Genomic DNA, 18,325 nt, shown 5'->3' with positions numbered 1-18,325 from the left:
GTCAGGTTGCCAAATACGGAACAGGAATGTTCCGGTATTTTTGTAAATCCAAAGTGAGCTTGGTAACAATCGGCTGGTTTGTTTATGTGCCGAACCTGACCGGGTAACGATCAAATTGTTCGGGATGATCTGTTTGATTGCCGGATTAAGTCGTATGACAACAGACTCCTGCTTGATTTTATGACATTAGCAACTGTCTTATAAGACTGGGATATTTTTTAACAATCATCAAGTGACACAGACCTATGCAAAAATTAACGCCCATCGGTAATGTGATTGCAGCAGCGACTCTGCTGACCTCACTTTCTGCATGTAATATCGATATTTTCGATGATAACTCATCTTCGAATAACTCCACTGATAACTCATCTTCGAATAATTCCACTGATACTCCGTCTTCAGGGGACTCTGGCGCTCCTTCCGGCAGTAAGGTATCGGTGACCGGTGATGGCCCGTTTATCGTCGTTGACCAGTTTGGTTATCCAACCGATGCCCGCAAAGTTGCCGTTGTTCGCGATCCTGTAGAAGGTTATGACGCAGCAGATGCCTATACTCCCGGCATTAATTTTGAACTGGTCAATGCTGACACGTCAGCAGTGGTTTATCGCAGCACTTTGCAGTCATGGCACAATGGCGCAGTAGACCCCTCCTCCGGCGACAAGGCCTGGTGGTTTGACTTCAGCAGCATTCAAACTCCGGGTAACTATTATGTCCGCGACCCCGAAGCCAAGGTGATATCACCTACATTCAGTATCGATGATGGGGTATACGAGGACGTGCTCAAGCAGGCGATGCGGGTGATGTTTTATCAGCGTGTTGGGTTTGCCAAACAGGAGCCTTATGCCGAACCCGGCTGGACTGACGGCGCCAGTCACTTAGGCAGTGGTCAGGATCCGCAGGCAAGACTGTATAGCGACCCGGACAACGCCGCGACCGAACGTGATCTTCGTGGTGGCTGGTTTGATGCTGGTGACTTCAACAAATATACCAGCTGGACTGCAGGCTATGTAGAAGATCTTCTGAACGCCTACCTGGAAAATCCGGCGGCCTGGGGAGATGACTTTAACATTCCGGAATCCGGCAATGGCATCCCGGATATTCTCGATGAAGCCAAATGGGGTATGGATTCATTGATCAGACTACAGAACAACGATGGCTCAGTGCTGTCCATTGTCGGTATCGCCCATGCGAGCCCGCCTTCCAGTGCCACCGGACCGAGTCGTTACGGACCGGAAAGCACCTCTGCAACCTTATCGACTGCGTCTGCATTTGCATTGGGTGCCAAGGTATTTGGTACGCTGAATCAATCAGGTTACCAAAACTACGCCAATGATTTGCTGGTCAGAGCGAAAAACGCCTGGAGCTGGGCAGATGCGAATCCGAACGTTACTTTCCGCAATAACGATTCCGCCAATGGCAGCTCCGGTTTGGGTGCCGGTCAACAGGAGACAGACGACAAAGGCCGAATGATGAAAAAACTGCATGCATCTGCTTATTTGTTTGAGATGACTGGTGAGGCAGCTTATAAGAACTATTTCGACAATAACTACAGTAATGCAGACCTGATCGCTTACTACTGGTCGAATCCGTTTGGCGTTTCTGATACGCATATTCTGTTGTATTACGCAAATCTTCCTAATGCGACTGCCAGTGTTGCCCAGGTCATCAAAGAGCGTTTTGTGAATGCCATGAACGGCGACAGTAATTTATGGGGGGCGGTCAATGACGATACCGATCCCTATCAGGCGCAACTGAAAGATTACACCTGGGGAAGCTCCGGTATTAAATCAGATGTGGGCTTCATGTTTTATGAGCAGATACTTCAGGGTCTGAATACCCAAAGCGAGGCGGAGGTCAAAAATGCGGCGCTGGGTTATCTGCATTACCTGCATGGTGTCAATCCTCTGGGTAAGGTGTATTTGTCCAATATGGGGAATCATGGTGCTGAGAATTCCGTGGATCAGTTCTATCACACCTGGTTCAGCGACGGTAGCGCCAAATGGGATAGCGTCAGTGATTCCCTATATGGTCCGCCTCCGGGCTTCCTCGTCGGTGGTGCCAACCCGTATTACGACTGGGATGGTTGCTGTCCTTACAGCTGTGGCAGTACCGAAAACAATGCCAAGTGTGGCGTCGAGCGTTTGGCGCCACCGTATGGTCAGCCCAACCAGAAATCCTATGCGGATTTTAACGACAGCTGGCCCCTCAACTCCTGGTCGGTAACGGAAAATAGCAACGGATATCAAATTCGCTACCTGCGCCTGTTATCCAAATTTGTTCACTAAATATCTACGATTCACCCGGTCAGATTGGTGACCGGGTGAATTTTCCCGGCGGCTTGGAAGAGCCAGAAACTACTGCTTTACTTCAAGCCGACTCTGATGACTCTGGGGTATGTACCTGTACAACCTTCAATATCAAAGTAAACTTTTCTAGCGGCGATTTTTGCGGATAGCAGTAGCGACAGTACTTTATCTGCAGAGTGATCTGCTGGTACTACATATCCGGCAGCACTGGAGCATTCGTCTTGTTGTGTGACTTCTACAGTATTGAAAAAGATACTGCCATCTGTGTTTCCTGCCTCGATCAAGGCAACAGTACCTTCATATCTGTTTGCGGCAAAAGTGAATGTCGCTAATGAGCAAAGCAGAATCGCAATACCAATCTGTAATTTTTCCATGTTTAGACCTTATAGAGATATTTTGTTTTCCATCAACTCCTGCCACAGTTTTCAACAATAGTGTTCTTCGCCGATCACTGACCTTGTGCAGGGTAATTGCTCCATGCAATTCCTTTGGTAGGCTGCTGTCTGACAGCATCTGCTGGAGTGGTATTAGTCTAATGGCGCTACTATTATTTGTCGTATACATTTGTGGTCAGATTTGTATGAGGATACGGCTTACAGAACTGAGTCCAGACAAGGAACCGTTCGAACAGCTGTTTGGTTCTTTGAGTCAATAGAGTACTTTTAGTTCTGGAATTGCTTGCTCGGATAATTTCCCCCAACTCACCAGAATATGAGAACCAGTGCTCGTTCTATATCTTTTTTAAAGGATATTTTCGACGTGGTTGCCACGGTTGTCGTTAACCTGCTTCTGTCTGAAAAAAAGTAATATAAGATAGTGTGAGTACTACCTTAGCAAACCCTGCCTGTGGGGTTGTTATGTGCGGGTATTCTTCCAAAACTGAGATCGTAGGTAAGTATCTAGCATGGTCGATAAGAAACCTGGAGTTGCTGCCAGAAAGACTGCGTTGGTGGTCGATGATTCAAAACTGGCTCGTTACGTATTAAAAGAAATGCTGGTTGATATGGGTATCCATGTCGAAACTGCCTCTTCAGCGGAAGAAGGTTTGGGGTTTTTGAGTGCATCGGCACCGGATGTCATCTTTATGGATCACATGATGCCGGGGATGGATGGCTTCCAGGCAGTACAGGCCATTAAAAAAGATCCCAAAACCGCCCGCATTCCGATCATCATGTATACCTCCAAAGAAGGGGAGGTGTATGTGGCCCAGGCCCGGGCTTTTGGTGCTGTCGGGGTACTGCCCAAAAAGCTTAAACCCGTGCAGCTGGAAAAAGTGCTGGAACAACTCAAGCTGATCGAGCCCAGGCCGGACGAACCGGTCGTTGATAACACGCCAAATACGGTCACGATCGATGAACCTGCAGACATGCCCAAGGTGGAGCATACGCTTGAAGAGCTGGCCAGAAGCGCCAGTGAAGAGCTTGAAAAAGATTCCATGCGCGGGCTGTTCCGGCAGCTGTTTGTTGAACAGCGTGACCGTATCAAACTCGATCAGTATGAACTGCTGGAATCTCTCGCCTCCAAGGTGACGCCGGTTGTGAATACTGCGACCCGTCGGGCCTTATGGTGGACCCTGGGCACCATTATCGCCGCCCTGATTGCCTTCGTGCTGCTGCTGCGACCGGTGTACGATGCTCTGACAACCGTTACCTCACAGCTGATTGCCGCCAATGCGACTCTGACCCGCCAGGCCCAGCAACTGGAGGATGTGCAACAGCAGATGGCGGCATTGGGAACGTCAGCGGTAACAGCATCGGCAGGCGCAACACCGGCCATCAAAATCGAAGCGCTGGAATGGGCCGTTAACCAGCATTCACAGTTGCCGTATGGTATTCCCCTCAATACCCAGGAAAATGAAAAATATATAGCGCAACTGGCAGAGTACCTGTCGCGAGGCGGTTTTGAAGGTGATGTATTGATTCTTTATCACGCCGGGGAATTCTGTGAAGTCAAAAACGAGGTCGGTCAGACCGTGCTTGCCGATCCGGATCTGCCAGTGACAGGTTGTATCCTGCGCACGTTCAACGTCAGTGATCACGAGCAGGAAGGCATTGCCGAGTTTGAGTCATATTTGTCCACTCTGAACAAGTACTACCCGGATATCAATATCGCGTTTGAAATGATGGGTACCAAGTACCGGCTGAAGGAATTCCCTGAATACACCAGCACCACCCGCAGTGGACAGTGGAATCAGATTGCTGCCCAGAACAACAGTCTTGAGTACCTGTTGCAACCGGCCAAGAACAACCGCGAACTGACGCAGGTGTCACAGTAGTAGAGGGTCGTCGACCCTCTCTGTTATGGCAGCTTAGCTGTTGACCCGCTGTTAGTGATACAACCGCTGCTCCACCCAACGACTGTTTCTGAGTCCATGAATGCGCTTGGCGATTGCCAGTACCCCGAGGTCAATCAGGGGTTCGGCGATGATGACGCTCATATAACTGACCCCAAAGCTGAACACAGATGCCAGGTTATCGGTGCTGAAACCATGGCCATAAAATGCCCAGAAAGCCACCCAGCTGACAATCCCGCCCTGGTACGCAAATGACAGTTTCAGCGCCTGACTGTAACTGATATCCACATAAGCGGTGTTGTGAGCAATGACGCGGCGTGCCAGGACCGCCGTTGCAAACAACGGTACCAGCAGGGTGGTAACGTTCATGCCATATTGCGGCAGGTCGAAGGGGGCAAAAAAGAGTCCCTGAATCAGCAGGCCGCCCATCAATCCAACCGCAGCCGGGCCGGTTCCGAGTATTAACAACAAAGTGGTTCCGAGTATCAGATGCACTTCTGATACGCCGACCGGAAAGTGCGGCAGTACCTCGAAAAAGCAGAATACCAGTATGGTCGCCAGCAGGCTGCGCAGTGCAAAAGCCGCGCTTCCTGACTGTTTTACGGTATCGCTGATGTGTTTGACCATGTATCCGGCCGCACCCAGTGCCGTGCCGTAGCTGAGGATAATTTTTGCGCCACTGACGACGCCGGGTTCGATATGCATGTTTAAGTTCTCCTGTTTGACGACATATTTCCGTAATGACCGGTTGACCGGTCGTTACGAGGTATCACTGGCCGTGGCCAACAACACGTGATAAACGTGAATGAGTGAGATGAATGGCGGCGCGCACTCAAGGTGTGTGTCATGATTGCTCCTTGCCTTCATCGAGTTCCAGCAACAGATCCTGCAACAGGGTTTCGTACCCGTCCGGTTGCTGCCACATGCCGCGCTGAGTGGCTTCGAGCAGTCGCTCGGCCATTTCCTCCAGGGCATTGATATTGTGCTGGCGTAGAAATGCCTGATTGTCCGGATCCAGCACCAATGCGTCTGTGACCTGAGCATATTGATAATCGGCTATCAGCCCGGTGGTGGCATCGTAGGCGAACAGATAGTCAATGCTGGCGGCCATTTCGAATGCGCCTTTGTAACCATGCTCACGCATGGCCTCGATCCATTTGGGATTCAGTACCCGGGAGCGGATCACCCGATTGAGTTCTTCTTTCAGGGTGCGGATTTTCGGCTGTGCCGGGTTGGAATGATCGCCGTGATAGATCGTTGGCATGTTGCCGCTGAAAACCTTCACCGCATTGCTCATGCCGCCCTGAAACTGATAGTAATCATCGGAATCCAGCAGGTCGTGTTCGCGGTTATCCTGATTTTGCAGGACAACCTGTAAGCGCGATAACCGATGCTCGAACTCATCGTGAGCCGCCATGCCATCGCCGCCTTCCTGACCATAGGCATATCCGCTCCAGTTCAGATATGCCTCGGCGAGATCACTGTTCTGCTGCCAGCAACGCTCATCGATCAGCCCCTGCAGACCGGCACCATAGGCTCCGGGTTTACTGCCAAATACCCGGTAAGATGCCTGCCGGGCAGCCTGTTGCACATCGATACCCTGATCCATGAGTGCCTGTGTGCGCTCACGAATATGATTGCGGATGGTATTGTCATTGCCCGGTTCCTCGGAGTTGGCTATGGCCTGTACCGCCGCGTCATAGAGTTTGATGACGTTAGGGAATGCATCGCGAAAGAACCCGGAAACCCGCAGGGTCACGTCCACTCTGGGCCGGTTCAGTAACATGGTGGGAATCACCTCGATATCGGTTACCCGTTGCGAGCCGGCAGCCCATATGGGCCGAACACCCATCAGCGCGAATGCCTGAGCAATATCGTCTCCGCCGGTACGCATGGTGGCGGTGCCCCAGACCGACAGGCCAAGCTCGCGCGGATAATCGCCGTGTTCCTGTAAATGCCGTTCGATCAGTGCCTGAGCGGACTTTTCACCGATGGCCCAGGCGGCTGGTGAAGGAATGGCGCGGCTGTCCACTGAAAAAAAGTTACGACCGGTGGGCAGCGTATCCAGCCGTCCACGGGTCGGCGCACCGCTCGGGCCCGGGGGTACAAAGCGACCTTCAAGACCATCGAGCAGAGACTGAATTTCCAGCTCAGCGCTTTGATACAGCGCCGGCAATATCTGCACCCGCGCATAGTGAAGTTGTTGACAGCTGTTGGGAAACCTCGCTTGCAAGGTGGTGAGATTCTGATGCTCCACCACATATTGTCGGACCCATTGCCGGGCCAGCAGTTCCAGCCGTTCGCGGGTATCGGCGGCACTGCGCCACGGGGTTTCCGAGAGGGTCGCCAGAATGTCCGGTTTCGGGCCCTGCCAGTGTTCGCGCCCGGCATTCAGAGGATCAAAGTATTCCGTCGAATCAGAGTGCGTGGTCAGTTGTAAATCGCGTACCAGATTATGCAGAATGCCCCGGTGTTCAGCACCGTCACCGCGCGGCAAACGCAACAGTGCCACCAATGTATCGATCAGTTTTTCCGGTTCCGGCAACTGACCCAGGCGATGCAGGCCGTGACGAATCTGGGATTCTTTGATGTCGCACAAATAAGTATCGAGTTCATCCAGCAGGGTCTCATCATCGTCTGCTGTCGGATTCAGTTCCTGGGCGACGCCACTGCTGCGGGCCAGTTCGAAAATCGCTTCCCGCAGCCAGTCTTCGCGCCGACGGTCCATTCCGGCAGCCTGATAATATTCATCGACCAGTGCTTCCAGCCGGGCCATATCGCCATAACTGTCGGCGCGGGTCATCGGCGGCATCAGATGATCAATGATGACTGCCTGGGTACGGCGCTTGGCCTGTGAACCTTCTCCAGGATCATTGACGATAAACGGATAAAAATGCGGCATCGGACCAAGGGCGATATCCGGCCAGCAGTGACCGGACAAAGCCGTGCCCTTGCCAGGAAGCCATTCGAGGTTGCCATGTTTACCAACGTGGATGACGGCATCGACTTTATACACATGACGCAGCCAGAAATAGCAGGCCAGATAACTATGAGGTGGCACCAGATCAGGGTCGTGATAATTGGCCGCCAGATCACGATCAAATCCACGCGCCGGTTGAATGCCGATAAAGGTTTCACCGAGCCGGATTCCGGCCAGCATCAGGCGGTTGTTGCGACACTTGGGATCCTGTTCCGGATCACCCCAGCGCTGCCAGACAGCCTGCTGACAGGCCTCCGGCAGTTGCCGGAAATAAGCCATGTATTCGTTGAGGTCCAGGCTCTGCCAGCAGGGCAGAGTGTGCAGGGTATTGGGATTATTGGTGACAGCCCCCAGCAGGGTTTCGATCAGAGCGGTGCCATCAACGGGAATATCGGTGACCGGATAGCCGGCTTTGGCCATGGCCTGCAACAGCGTCACTACAGAGGCTGGCGTATCGAGACCGACACCATTGCCGATGCGGCCGTCCTTGGTGGGATAGTTGGCCAGGATCAGGGCAATGCGCTTGGCGGAATTGGGGGTTTGCCGCAGGGCGCAGAAACGCCGGCTCAGTTGTGCCACGAACGCTGCCCGTTCCGGATGCAGGGCATAACGTACCACGGCGGTCTGACAGCGCCGGCTGTAGTGACTTTCGGTTTTAAAACTGATGGCCCGGGTAATGATGCGGCCGTCCATTTCCGGCAGCACTACCTGCATGGCCAGGTCGCGGGCCCGCAGACCCTGGGTATGCTGCTGCCAGTCGGCTTCGTCGTTGCTGGCCAGAATCAGCTGCAATATCGGCAGCTGGTTGACGAATGGAGAATAAAAGGCGGATGGTCCGGCGGCCTGATCGGCGCTGTCCACCCGGTTGATGGCAAAACCGGTGGTATTGATCAGCAGACTGGCATCGACCGCTTCGATCCAGTGGTTTATCTGCTGCATGGTGTCATCGTCTTTCAACGATGCCACCGAGACCGGCAGGATATTCAGCCCGGCCTGCTCCAGACAAGCGATCAGCTCATCAAACATGGCCGTGTTCGCGCTTTGCAGATGACTGCGGTAGAACAGCAGCATGGCGACCGGGTGTTCCGTTTGCCAGTGGGTACGCCATTGTGTCAGCGCAAGTTCGGTATCCGTATTGGCCGGTTTTTCAGTAAGCGGCTGCGATGCCAGAGCAGCTGTCTCCGGCAGATAAATCATGCAACCCGGCAGGGTTTCAGGCGGTAGCCATGTGACTGGCCGGTCAAAGTATTGGGCCGCCAGATAATGAAACAATTGCCGGCTGTTATCGGTGCCGCTTTCGCGCAGATAGCGCCACACCCGCATGCTCTGTTCAAGGACCACGGTGCCGGCATCAAACAGCGTCTGGTCGGGAGTATCATCGCCGGGCACCATAATCAGCACGCGCTGCGGCTGTTGCTGCGCCCAGTGTTGCAAGCGTTCATAGCCATAGGGCCAGTAACCCTGGCCACCCAGCAGTGACACCACGACCACGCGGGCGTGATCGAGTACCTTGTCCTGATAGAGATCGAAAGCTGCCGGTTTCAGCAGATTCATCCAGTTGGCCAACCGCACGCTGGGGAAATCTGCCGGTAAACTGTCCGCTGCCATTGCCAGGGCCGACAGACTGCTGTCTGCGGCGGACAGGATCACCATGTCTGCCGGACTCTGATCGAGGTCGATAATGCCCTCGTCGTCGATGAATCCGCCGGGCTTGGCAGCAAACAAATGCATCAGTCGACACTCACCTGTTCTGCCGGAGCCAGGGCTGCCAGCAGGGTCTCGCGATTCAATGCCTTGCCGATGATCACCAGTTGAGTCCGGCGCGGTTCATCGGCCCGCCAGAGACGGTCAAAGTGCACATCCAGACGCTGGCCTACGGCCTGTAGCACCTGGCGCATGGGCTTGTCCGGCAGCGCGGCAAATCCTTTGATGCGGAAAATATTCTGGGTCGCCAGCAATTCCCGCAGCTGTTGTTGCAGGATTTGGGTGTCGACTTCGCCGAGGCTGAGCACCAGCGAGTCGAAGTGATCATGTGCGTGTTCATGGTGTTCACCATGGGCATGATGATGATCGTGATGATTGTGTACCGCTGCGATGCGTTCCTCTGTGGCGGCGGCAATACCGAGCAATTGTTCCAGTGGCAGTTCAGCATTCACAAAGTTGGCGTGACTGATGTAGACGGTTTTGACCTCCGGTGGCACTTTGCCGGCGATGATCGTCTGCACCCGTTGGCGTTCGGCATCGTCCAGCAGATCATTTTTACCGACCAGCACCAGATCGGCGGCACTGAGCTGATCGTCGAGCAGTTCCTGTAGCGAGGGGTCGTGATCCAGACTGTCGTCGGCCAGACGCTGGGCCTGAACCTTGTGTTCGTCGTGGGCAAAACGACCGGCCGCCACCGCTGGACCATCGATCAGAGTAATCACCGCATCGACGGTGCAATGCTGTTTGATCTCCGGCCAGTTGAACGCCTGGACCAGGGGTTTTGGCAGCGCCAGGCCGCTGGTCTCGATCAGGATGTGATCGATGTCGTCGCGCCGTGCCACCAGTTGCTTCATGACCGGCAGAAACTCTTCCTCCACGGTGCAGCAGATGCAGCCGTTGGCCAGTTCGTAAATACCGTTTTCACCTTTAACCTCGCCGGGTTCATCGCAGTCCAGCGGGCAGCTGCGCAGCAGTTCGGCATCGATATCCAGTTCACCGAATTCGTTGACGATGACGGCAATACGCTTGCCGGCGGCCTGTTGCAGAATGTTCGATAACAGCGTGGTTTTACCGCTGCCGAGAAAGCCGGTGACGATGGTGGCGGGAATTTTATTCAGTTGCATGCAAAGCTCCGGTATTGGTTCAGCGTTTAACAGTTCTGGGATTTAAGGGTTTCACTTTTGGCCGATAAATGTGGGCCTGATCCTGGTCGTACAAATAAGAGTCGCGGAATTCATCCATGGCCAGCACCCGGCCAACCAGAATCAGTGAAGTGCGGGTGAACTTTTTGGCCCGAACCTGCTCGACGATGGTGCCAAGGGTGCCGATGACCTTGTCCTGATCCGGCCAGGAAGTGCGATAACACACCGCTACCGGGCAGTCTTCGCCGTAATGGGGGATCAGTTCCTCGACGATCTTGTGAATCCGGGTCACCCCCAGATGAATCGCCAGGGTCGCACCGCTTTGCGCCAGCTGTGGCAGCCGCTCCCGTTCCGGGAACGGGGTCTTGCCTTCATAGCGGGTCATGATGATGGTCTGGGAAACCCCCGACAGAGTAAGTTCGCGCCCCAGCCACGCGGCCGACGCTGAGGTCGCCGTGACACCGGGGATGATTTCGTAGTTGATGGACAGCGCTTCAAGCCGGCGAATCTGTTCGCCAATTGCGCCGTATACCGACGGATCACCGGAATGCACCCGGGCCACATCCTGGCCTTGTGTGTGGGCCGTGCGGATGTGTTCGATGATGCTGTCCAGATCGAGCGAAGCGGTATCGATGATCTTGTCTGCCAGGGCTTCTGCCGGTTGCAGTACTTCCCGTGGCACCAGTGAACCGGCATATAGAATGATCGGACACTGGCGAATCAGACGCTGGCCTTTGACGGTAATCAGCTCAGGGTCGCCGGGGCCGGCGCCAATAAAATAGACGGTCATGTGGTCAGTTTCCGTGAGTAGCCGCGCGGGGTGTAGACCCATTCGCGGGTGCCATTGATGATATGCCGGCTTTCGCTGTTGCCGACGCTGACCAGGGTGAACATGTCAACATCGGCGGCATCGAGTTCGGCCAGGGTGGTGATGCGAATCTGTTCGTCGCTGCGGGTCAGCTGCCGGCCGATGAGCACCGGTGTGGTCGCCGGCCGCTGCTGCAACAACAGGTCACGGGCATGATTGAGCTGCCAGTTGCGTTTCCTGGAGACCGGGTTATAGAACGACACCACAAAGTCGCCGGCAGCGGCGCATTCAATGCGTTTGACAATGGTTTCCCACGGCGTCAGCAGATCCGACAGGGAAATGGTGCAGAAATCATGACCCAGCATCGCGCCCACCCGGCTGGCTCCGGCCTGCATGGCGCTGATGCCGGGAATGACTTCTATTTCCACATCCAGCCATTCAGGGTGATCACGGCGACCCTGTAGCTGCTGATCAAGCAGTTCGAACACCAGAGTGGCCATGGCGTAGATGCCGATGTCGCCGCTGGAAATCAGGGCGGTTGTGCGACCGCTGGCGGCCAGATTCAGGGCCAGTTCGGCGCGTTCGGTTTCTGCCCCGAGCGGCAGCTCGTGGTGGACCTTGCCGCTGACCTGTTGCGCCAGCAGCTCAAGATACAGGCCATAAGCGACCAGATCGCTGCTGGCTTGAATGGCCTGTGAGGCCGCCGGCGTGATCCAGCTCTCATCTCCAGGACCGGCGCCCACAACAAATAACTGTTTCATGTCTGTGTATATTCCTGTGGATAAGTTCGGGGATAACTACGCGCGATGGCGCAGGTAGCACGTTGACTTTTATGTTTATTTAGAATCAGTTCGGCAGGGGTGCCGGTGATGGCCATGGCACCGTAGAGAGCCGCTGATTCTGCCACGCCATATACGCCAACAACCCTGAAAACATAGTCTGAACGCGTGCTGAGCTGTGATTTCACGGTGTTTAGCTGCTCCGCACTCCAGGTTTGAAATTTTTTGTTAACATGATTACAAAAATCAATAAAACCGGTCTCATCCGCCTTGATATCAATACTGTGGATAGTTTCAATTTTGGCCGCTGTCAGCCCGGCCAGTCCCAGGCAATGGTGGAAGAGTTCTGCGATTTCGGTCACGGAGCAACCGCGCTCACAGCCCATACCCACGGCATAAACGGGTTTCAGGTAAGGGTTGGCGGTGGTCAGCACCAACTGAGCCGTCAGTTTGCCGGCCAATTGCCGTCCCCATTCATTGGCGCCACCTTCGTGCCCGGACAACAGCGGAACCACAAATTGTCCGTGTTCATCGAGCACCAGTACCGCCGGATCCCGATGTTTATCCGCCAGTACCGGAGCCAGTGTTCTGACGGCAATACCCATGGCGCAGATCATGATCAGGCGTTCACCGTTGAGAAACGCCTGCTGTACCGTTGCAGTGAAGGGCTGGGGACAGAAATCCAGCCGGCTGTCAGGCCAGTAAGCCTGAATGCGCCGGGCCAGATCATGGCCGGTTTCGGTCAGGGCAATAATCCGGATCATCGTGACTGACGCTCCTGGCGGGTGACGACAAACAATGAAAAATACGGGCCGGACTCATCCGCCAGGGTCCGGACATCCTCCACCACTCGTTCATCGGTGCGGCCGATATATTCCAGATATCGGGCATCGTCGCTGCGACCACTCTGCTGCAATAACGCCAGCAACCGCTGACGACTGCGACCGGCCTTCATGATCACCACGCTGTCGAACTGCTTCAGTGTCAGCAGAATCTGCGCGTCATCGTGGCGGCCACTGATCACCGCATAGGACTCCGCCAGCATGGTCAACGGCAGTTGTAGCCGTGCAGAAGCGGCCTGCGGCGAACTGATACCGGGTATCACGACACAGCTGAACCGGGGTTTTATGCGGTCCAGCAAATAACTGAACGACGCAAAAAACAGTGGATCGCCTTCACACAGAAAGGCCACCGAACGCCCTTCCCGCAGATGCCGGCAAATGGCGGCGGCGGCGGCATCATATTCCCGGTTAATGGCACTGCGTTCATCGCTCATGGCCAGTACCACCGGTAATTCGGTCACGGTGCCTGCCAGTGGACGGAGAAATTCCGCGACGATCTGCCGGGCCTGCGAATGACCTTCGGGGTTGGCGATGTAGGCGATGACATCGGCCTGCTGAATATGACGCAATGCCTTCAGCGTCAGCAGTTCCGGATCTCCCGGTCCGACGCCGACACCATAGAAACAGGCGTTCTCAGGCGACATCATCGGTGGCTCCGGTTTTAATAAAACGAAACAGACTGACCGGCAGATTGGGTCGGTAAATCAATTGACCCGCCAGGGTGCTGCCGGGGCTGACGGCCACTTGCAGGGTTTCCAGATCGGCATCCTGAGCCTGCTGACGCTGCTGCCAGAAACCCAGCCACCAGGCTTTACTGGTTTCGGTCACGGCACTGCCGACGATCATGCTGTGTAATGGCAGTTGCTCCCAAAGTGTCTGTAACAGGGTGGGCAGTTCGCCGTCACTGCCACCGATGAAGATTTTGTTCGGCGCATCCAGGCCGGCCAGCGCCGTCGGGGCACGGCCATCCACCACGATCAGGTTGTCCACCACGCCAAAGCGCTGACGATTGATTTCCAGGCACTGAAGTCGTTCCGCATGCTGTTCCACGGCCAGCACTCTGGCCTTTGGCGTCCAGTACGCCAGCTCTACCGCCACGGAGCCACAGCCGGCGCCGATATCCCAGATCACGTCACCGGCACCAGGCTGCAACAGTGACAGAATATTCAACCGCACCGCGCGTTTGGTGATCATGCCTTTGCCGGCTTCGACACCGGTATGAAAGTGTTCATCGGCAATCCCCGGGAACACTGGCAGCAGACTGCCCCGACCACGGACCTCAATGACACTGACATGCAGCGGGTCGAACTTGCGCCGCAAGCGCGCCAGTTTAGTGACGGGAAAGCGTTGGATCTTCTGGTTGCGGTAGCCCATGGAGGCACACACCGTCAGCTCGGATTGATCAAACCCGGCCGCCAGGCATTCCTGGGCTAATCGCTGTGGGGTGCTGTGCTGATCGGTGAGGATCAGCAAGGTACGGTCAGGGGCCAGCCGGGTGCGGATCTTTTCCACCGGCCGGCCGTGCAGGCTGAGCACGTCTACGTCCTGCAATGCCAGACCGAGGGCATGACAGACGGCCTGAAGACTGGAAATCGCCGGATAAAAAGCCAGTTGTGACGACTCAACATGACGCTTTAGCCAGCTGCCGATGCCATAAAACAAGGGATCGCCGGAGGCCAGTATCGCCACCGAAGGGTGCTGCTGCTGAGCCAGGCCGAGCTGCGCTGCCAGTTCCGTCAGGGGAGGCAGTGGTTGTACCTGCTGTTCACCGAGCAGGTGTTTGACGGTCGCCAGCTGGCGCTCCGAGCCAAACACCACTCCGGCCTGATCCAGAGCTGTCCGGGCGTCGCTGTTCAGCTCTGCCTGTTGCTTCACTCCCAGGCCAATCACATGAATCACAGCTGTCATCAGTACCGTTCTCCTCGCTGGCAACGCAGCAGCGCATTGCAGGCCGATGCCGCCACGGCACTGCCGCCCTGACGGCCAAGCAGGGTGATGCATTCGATTCCCAGGGCCAGGTGGTTGTCCCATAAGGCCTGTTTGGATTCAGCGGCACCCACGAATCCAACCGGCATGCCGATGATCAGCGCCGGTTTGGGCGCACCCTGCTGAATCATTTCCAGCAACCGGAACAATACCGTCGGGGCGTTGCCGATGATCACAATGGCGTCACTGAGAAACGGTGGCCAGAAACGCAGAGCCGCCATCGAGCGGGTTTCCTGATGTTCCTGTGCCAGTACCGGTACCGCCGGATCATTGAGAAAACACAGCGGTTCTTCTGCCAGCATGCGTTTGGTCAGCCCCTGTTTGACCATTTCCGCATCGCACAGAATCGGGCGCTGCTTTATCAGTGCCCGCAGGCCGGCTTCGCAGGCGGCAGCACTGAAACGTACCTGGGGAGCCAGCTCCGGTATGCCGGTACTGTGAACGATGCGCATGACCACTTGCTGCTGCTCATCGCTCAGCCCGCTCAGTTCAGTCAGTTCGCGGATGATGGCAAAGCTCTGCTGTTCAATCCGCTGAGGATCCGCTTCATATTCAAACGAGATTGTCACTGTTTCAGTGTCCGTGTTCAGGGTCGTGAGGATGAGAGTGATCGTGGCCGTCATGGTCATGATCGTGGCTGTGACCATGATGATGGTGTCCATGGCCGTGATGATGGTGGTGATCATGATCGTGGTGGTGGTCGGCATCGGTGCCGATTCCCTGAACGTGGTGGTGATGGCTTTCCTGGGGCTGCCCGACCTTGTGTTCCGCGCCCACGATCTGCACCCGGTACTGACAGAGCTGGCAGTTCATGTTTGGATTGCCGGCTTCAATCTCTTCGAGTTTTTCGACAAAGGTATCGATGACTTTCGGGTGATCGTTGAGATAAGGCGCCTTGACCACGGAAACCTCCGGATGGGCGTTGGCGTAATCATCGACCCAGGCATAGATTTTTTTCACCAGCCGGCCGGTGAACAGGAAATACGGAAACACGATAACCTGTTTGAATCCCAGACCATGCACCCGTTCCAGACACTCCGGCACCAATGGGGTGGTGACGCCGCTGTAGCAGGTGGCACCCCAGCCGAATCCCATGCCTTCTTCCAGAAAACGGGTGATTTTGCTGATATTGGAGTTGGCATCAGCATCCGAAGCGCCGCGCCCTACCACCACCAGCAAGGTATCTTTGCGCTGATAAGCGCTGCCGACGCGGGCCTGCAGTTCCACTTCCGCCTCTTCGATGCGGGCCTGGGCTGCCTGTAGCATATTGGCATTGACGCCGAGTTCGGCACCGTATTCGATACTCAGGCCAAACTCCTGTTGCAGGGCATTCAACTCACTGGGGATATCGTTTTTGGCATGACCACCGGCCATCAGCATTCCCGGAATGGCCTGGATCGAACGCGCGCCCTGGTTCTTCAGAGTGGTCACTCCCTCGGCGATGATGGGCCGTACAAATTCCAGAAAGGCAGTTTCCACCAGCCGGTCAGGGAAGCGTTCACGAAAGTGGCCGGCCAGTTGATGGAATTCGTCCACGGCTTCGACATCGCGCGATCCATGGCCTACAAACAGGATGGCCGGTTTGTCAGTGGAAGTGGTCATAAAAGTTCCTCTTATTGTATGCACCAGTGAGACACAAACGTGTATGCCTCATCCGGTTGAAAAAATTCCCGGTCTGCCGGTGGCAGCCACGGGCGTTTCAGCATCAGTACCGGAATACCCAGTTGACGCGCCGCCGTCAGTTTGGCGACGGTGGCATCACCGCCGCTGTTCTTGCTGACGATGGCGTCAATCCGATGCTGTTGCAGCAGTTGTCGTTCTTCTTCAAGGCCAAACGGGCCGATGGCTTTAACCCACTGCATGGCCTCAGGCAGAGCCGGCACAGGTGCTACGGCTGTGCGCAGTAGCTGCTGTTGTCCGCAGTGTCGATAGCACGCCAGCGTCTCAAGACTCTCCAGCGGCAATTGCCCGGCACTCAGAAAGACCGAACGTTTGTCCGCCAGCGCCGGCAACAGCGCTGACCAGTCCGGGTATTCCTGCCAGTCATCCCCCGGCTGTGGTTGCCAGGCCGGACGTTGCAGACGCCAGCAGGGAATGCCGCATTCCCGTGTACTCAGCAGCGCCTGCCGGCTCATGCGCTCGGCATACGGGTGGGTGGCATCGAGCACTGCGGTGATATGACGACGGCGGATCACCGCGCTCAGCCCGCCAAACTGACGAAAACCACCGGACACAATGTCGCAGTCGAGGTCCGGTTTGCGCACCAGACCGGCAACGCTGTAAATCAGCCGGATGCCCTGAGCGCTGAGTCTGGTTGCCAGCCGGCGGGCGTCGGCGGTACCGCCGAGTATCAACAGGCTGGCGGTCATATTTGGTCTCCATCGGCACAGGCCAGTAACCGGCCGTTGCGATCCGTTGCCCAGACCTCAATGGTCACCGCTGCCGGTACCGTCGTGCGCACCTTGCGCCAGGCCGCGTCGCAAATGGCCTGGGCCAGATCGATGCCGTGATCCTGACAGCACTGCAGGGCTTCAATACTGGTATTGGCGGTGCGAATACGTTGACACAGAGGCTCATCTGCACCGGCGGCCTGTGCCAGTGTGGCCAGATGGTTAAAATCAATTGCCGATGCCCGGCTGTGCAAATCCAGGTGGCCGTTGGCCAGTTTGCTGATCTTGCCAAAGCCGCCGCACAGACTGACCCGGGCAAACGGCACCCGTTTTAAGTACTTCAGTACTGCGCCGGCGAAATCACCCATTTCCACCAGTGCCATGTCGCTCAGACCATAGTGTTCGCGAATGGCCTGTTCGCTGCTGCTGCCGGTGGTTGCGGCGATATGATCGATGCCGTTGGCGGCAGCCACATCCATGCCCTGATGGATCGAGGCGATGTAGGCCGCACAGGAAAATGGCCGGACGATACCGGTGGTGCCAAGAATCGACAGCCCACCGAGAATGCCCAGTCGTGGATTCATGGTCTTGTGCGCCAGCATCTCACCGTTTTCCACCGCGACCGTGACTTTGAAGCCACCCTGATAACCGCTGTTCTCGGCCGCCTGAATCAGGTGTTCCGTCATCATTGCCCGGGGTACCGGGTTAATCGCCGGTTCACCGATGGCCAGCGGCAATCCGGCGCGGGTCACCGTGCCCACACCAGGGCCGGCATGAAAGGCCACACCGGCCTCAGCCACCAGTGCCAGAGTGACGGAAATCCGGGCGCCGTGGGTAATATCGGGATCATCGCCGGCATCTTTGATCGTGGTGGCAAACGCCTGTTCCGCGCTCAATCGCTGTTGTGCCACGATAGTCAGATCGACATAGCGTCCGCGTGGCAGCTTCACCGATACGGTCGCCGCTGCCGGCCGTTGTGGTTGCAGCAGTAACTGGGCTGCTGCCACACAACAGGCAGTGGCACAGCAACCGGTGGTCAAACCGGTTCGGAGTCGGGTAGGGGTTTCGCTGCTTTCCGGCCACATGGGGCATACC

Annotated in this window: 15 protein-coding genes; 2 read left to right on the top strand and 13 right to left on the bottom strand. The window is 55.9% G+C overall.

The features are described 5' to 3' along the window. The first annotated feature begins 245 nt into the window (after positions 1-245). Positions 246-2,285, top strand: coding sequence for a glycoside hydrolase family 9 protein (locus tag YC6258_RS00530; RefSeq protein WP_052829961.1), 2,040 nt, complete (start codon positions 246-248; stop codon positions 2,283-2,285). 77 nt (positions 2,286-2,362) lie between these two features. Here the strand turns inward: YC6258_RS00530 and YC6258_RS00525 are convergent, their stop codons facing one another. Next, on the bottom strand, positions 2,363-2,680 hold the full coding sequence (locus YC6258_RS00525) for a hypothetical protein (RefSeq protein ID WP_044615321.1): 318 nt from the start codon (positions 2,678-2,680) through the stop codon (positions 2,363-2,365). Positions 2,681-3,210: 530 nt separating this feature from the next. On the opposite strand from YC6258_RS00525, the gene YC6258_RS26840 reads away from it, so the two are divergent. Further along, positions 3,211-4,581 carry a response regulator gene (locus YC6258_RS26840; protein ID WP_052829960.1) on the top strand — a complete coding sequence of 457 codons (1,371 nt, stop codon included), beginning with the start codon at positions 3,211-3,213 and terminating at the stop codon, positions 4,579-4,581. A gap of 51 nt (positions 4,582-4,632) precedes the next feature. Here the strand turns inward: YC6258_RS26840 and YC6258_RS00515 are convergent, their stop codons facing one another. The 12 genes from YC6258_RS00515 to YC6258_RS00460 form a co-directional block, all read right to left on the bottom strand. Then, positions 4,633-5,304 carry an energy-coupling factor ABC transporter permease gene (locus YC6258_RS00515; RefSeq protein WP_044615320.1) on the bottom strand — a complete coding sequence of 224 codons (672 nt, stop codon included), beginning with the start codon at positions 5,302-5,304 and terminating at the stop codon, positions 4,633-4,635. Positions 5,305-5,443: 139 nt separating this feature from the next. Beyond that, complete coding sequence (gene cobN, locus YC6258_RS00510) at positions 5,444-9,310, bottom strand: cobaltochelatase subunit CobN (protein ID WP_044615319.1); 3,867 nt, start codon at positions 9,308-9,310, stop codon at positions 5,444-5,446. After that, complete coding sequence (gene cobW, locus YC6258_RS00505) at positions 9,310-10,407, bottom strand: cobalamin biosynthesis protein CobW (RefSeq protein WP_044615318.1); 1,098 nt, start codon at positions 10,405-10,407, stop codon at positions 9,310-9,312. The genes cobN and cobW overlap by 1 nt, the downstream gene beginning before the upstream one ends. Before the next feature lie 19 nt (positions 10,408-10,426). Beyond that, positions 10,427-11,215: a precorrin-4 C(11)-methyltransferase gene (cobM, locus tag YC6258_RS00500; protein ID WP_044615317.1), complete on the bottom strand. Its 789-nt coding sequence runs from the start codon at positions 11,213-11,215 to the stop codon at positions 10,427-10,429. Beyond that, positions 11,212-11,994 (bottom strand): precorrin-3B C(17)-methyltransferase, encoded by a 783-nt coding sequence (gene cobJ, locus YC6258_RS00495; RefSeq protein WP_044615316.1) that lies wholly within the window; start codon positions 11,992-11,994, stop codon positions 11,212-11,214. The genes cobM and cobJ overlap by 4 nt, the downstream gene beginning before the upstream one ends. Beyond that, positions 11,991-12,776: a cobalt-precorrin 5A hydrolase gene (locus tag YC6258_RS00490; RefSeq protein WP_044615315.1), complete on the bottom strand. Its 786-nt coding sequence runs from the start codon at positions 12,774-12,776 to the stop codon at positions 11,991-11,993. Before YC6258_RS00490 ends, cobJ begins: the two co-directional genes overlap by 4 nt. Continuing rightward, entirely contained in the window at positions 12,773-13,501 is a 729-nt protein-coding gene (cobI, locus tag YC6258_RS00485; RefSeq protein WP_342670621.1) for a precorrin-2 C(20)-methyltransferase, read from the bottom strand. The genes YC6258_RS00490 and cobI overlap by 4 nt, the downstream gene beginning before the upstream one ends. Beyond that, entirely contained in the window at positions 13,488-14,762 is a 1,275-nt protein-coding gene (locus YC6258_RS00480; protein WP_044615314.1) for a bifunctional cobalt-precorrin-7 (C(5))-methyltransferase/cobalt-precorrin-6B (C(15))-methyltransferase, read from the bottom strand. Before YC6258_RS00480 ends, cobI begins: the two co-directional genes overlap by 14 nt. Next, positions 14,762-15,403, bottom strand: a complete 642-nt coding sequence (locus YC6258_RS00475) for a precorrin-8X methylmutase (protein WP_044619603.1) — start codon at positions 15,401-15,403, stop codon at positions 14,762-14,764. Before YC6258_RS00475 ends, YC6258_RS00480 begins: the two co-directional genes overlap by 1 nt. A gap of 10 nt (positions 15,404-15,413) precedes the next feature. Beyond that, positions 15,414-16,442, bottom strand: coding sequence for a sirohydrochlorin chelatase (locus YC6258_RS00470; RefSeq protein ID WP_044615313.1), 1,029 nt, complete (start codon positions 16,440-16,442; stop codon positions 15,414-15,416). An 11-nt stretch (positions 16,443-16,453) separates the two neighbouring features. Further along, a complete protein-coding gene (locus tag YC6258_RS00465; protein WP_044615312.1) occupies positions 16,454-17,209 on the bottom strand; it encodes a precorrin-6A/cobalt-precorrin-6A reductase in 756 nt (251 codons plus the stop codon). Further along, positions 17,206-18,315, bottom strand: coding sequence for a cobalt-precorrin-5B (C(1))-methyltransferase (locus YC6258_RS00460; RefSeq protein WP_044615311.1), 1,110 nt, complete (start codon positions 18,313-18,315; stop codon positions 17,206-17,208). Before YC6258_RS00460 ends, YC6258_RS00465 begins: the two co-directional genes overlap by 4 nt. Positions 18,316-18,325: the final 10 nt, after the last annotated feature.

The organism is Gynuella sunshinyii YC6258, from assembly GCF_000940805.1.
Classification (GTDB): domain Bacteria; phylum Pseudomonadota; class Gammaproteobacteria; order Pseudomonadales; family Natronospirillaceae; genus Gynuella; species Gynuella sunshinyii.
The sequence above is the reverse complement of the archived record's forward strand: the minus strand, read 5'-3'. Positions and strand labels throughout refer to the sequence as shown.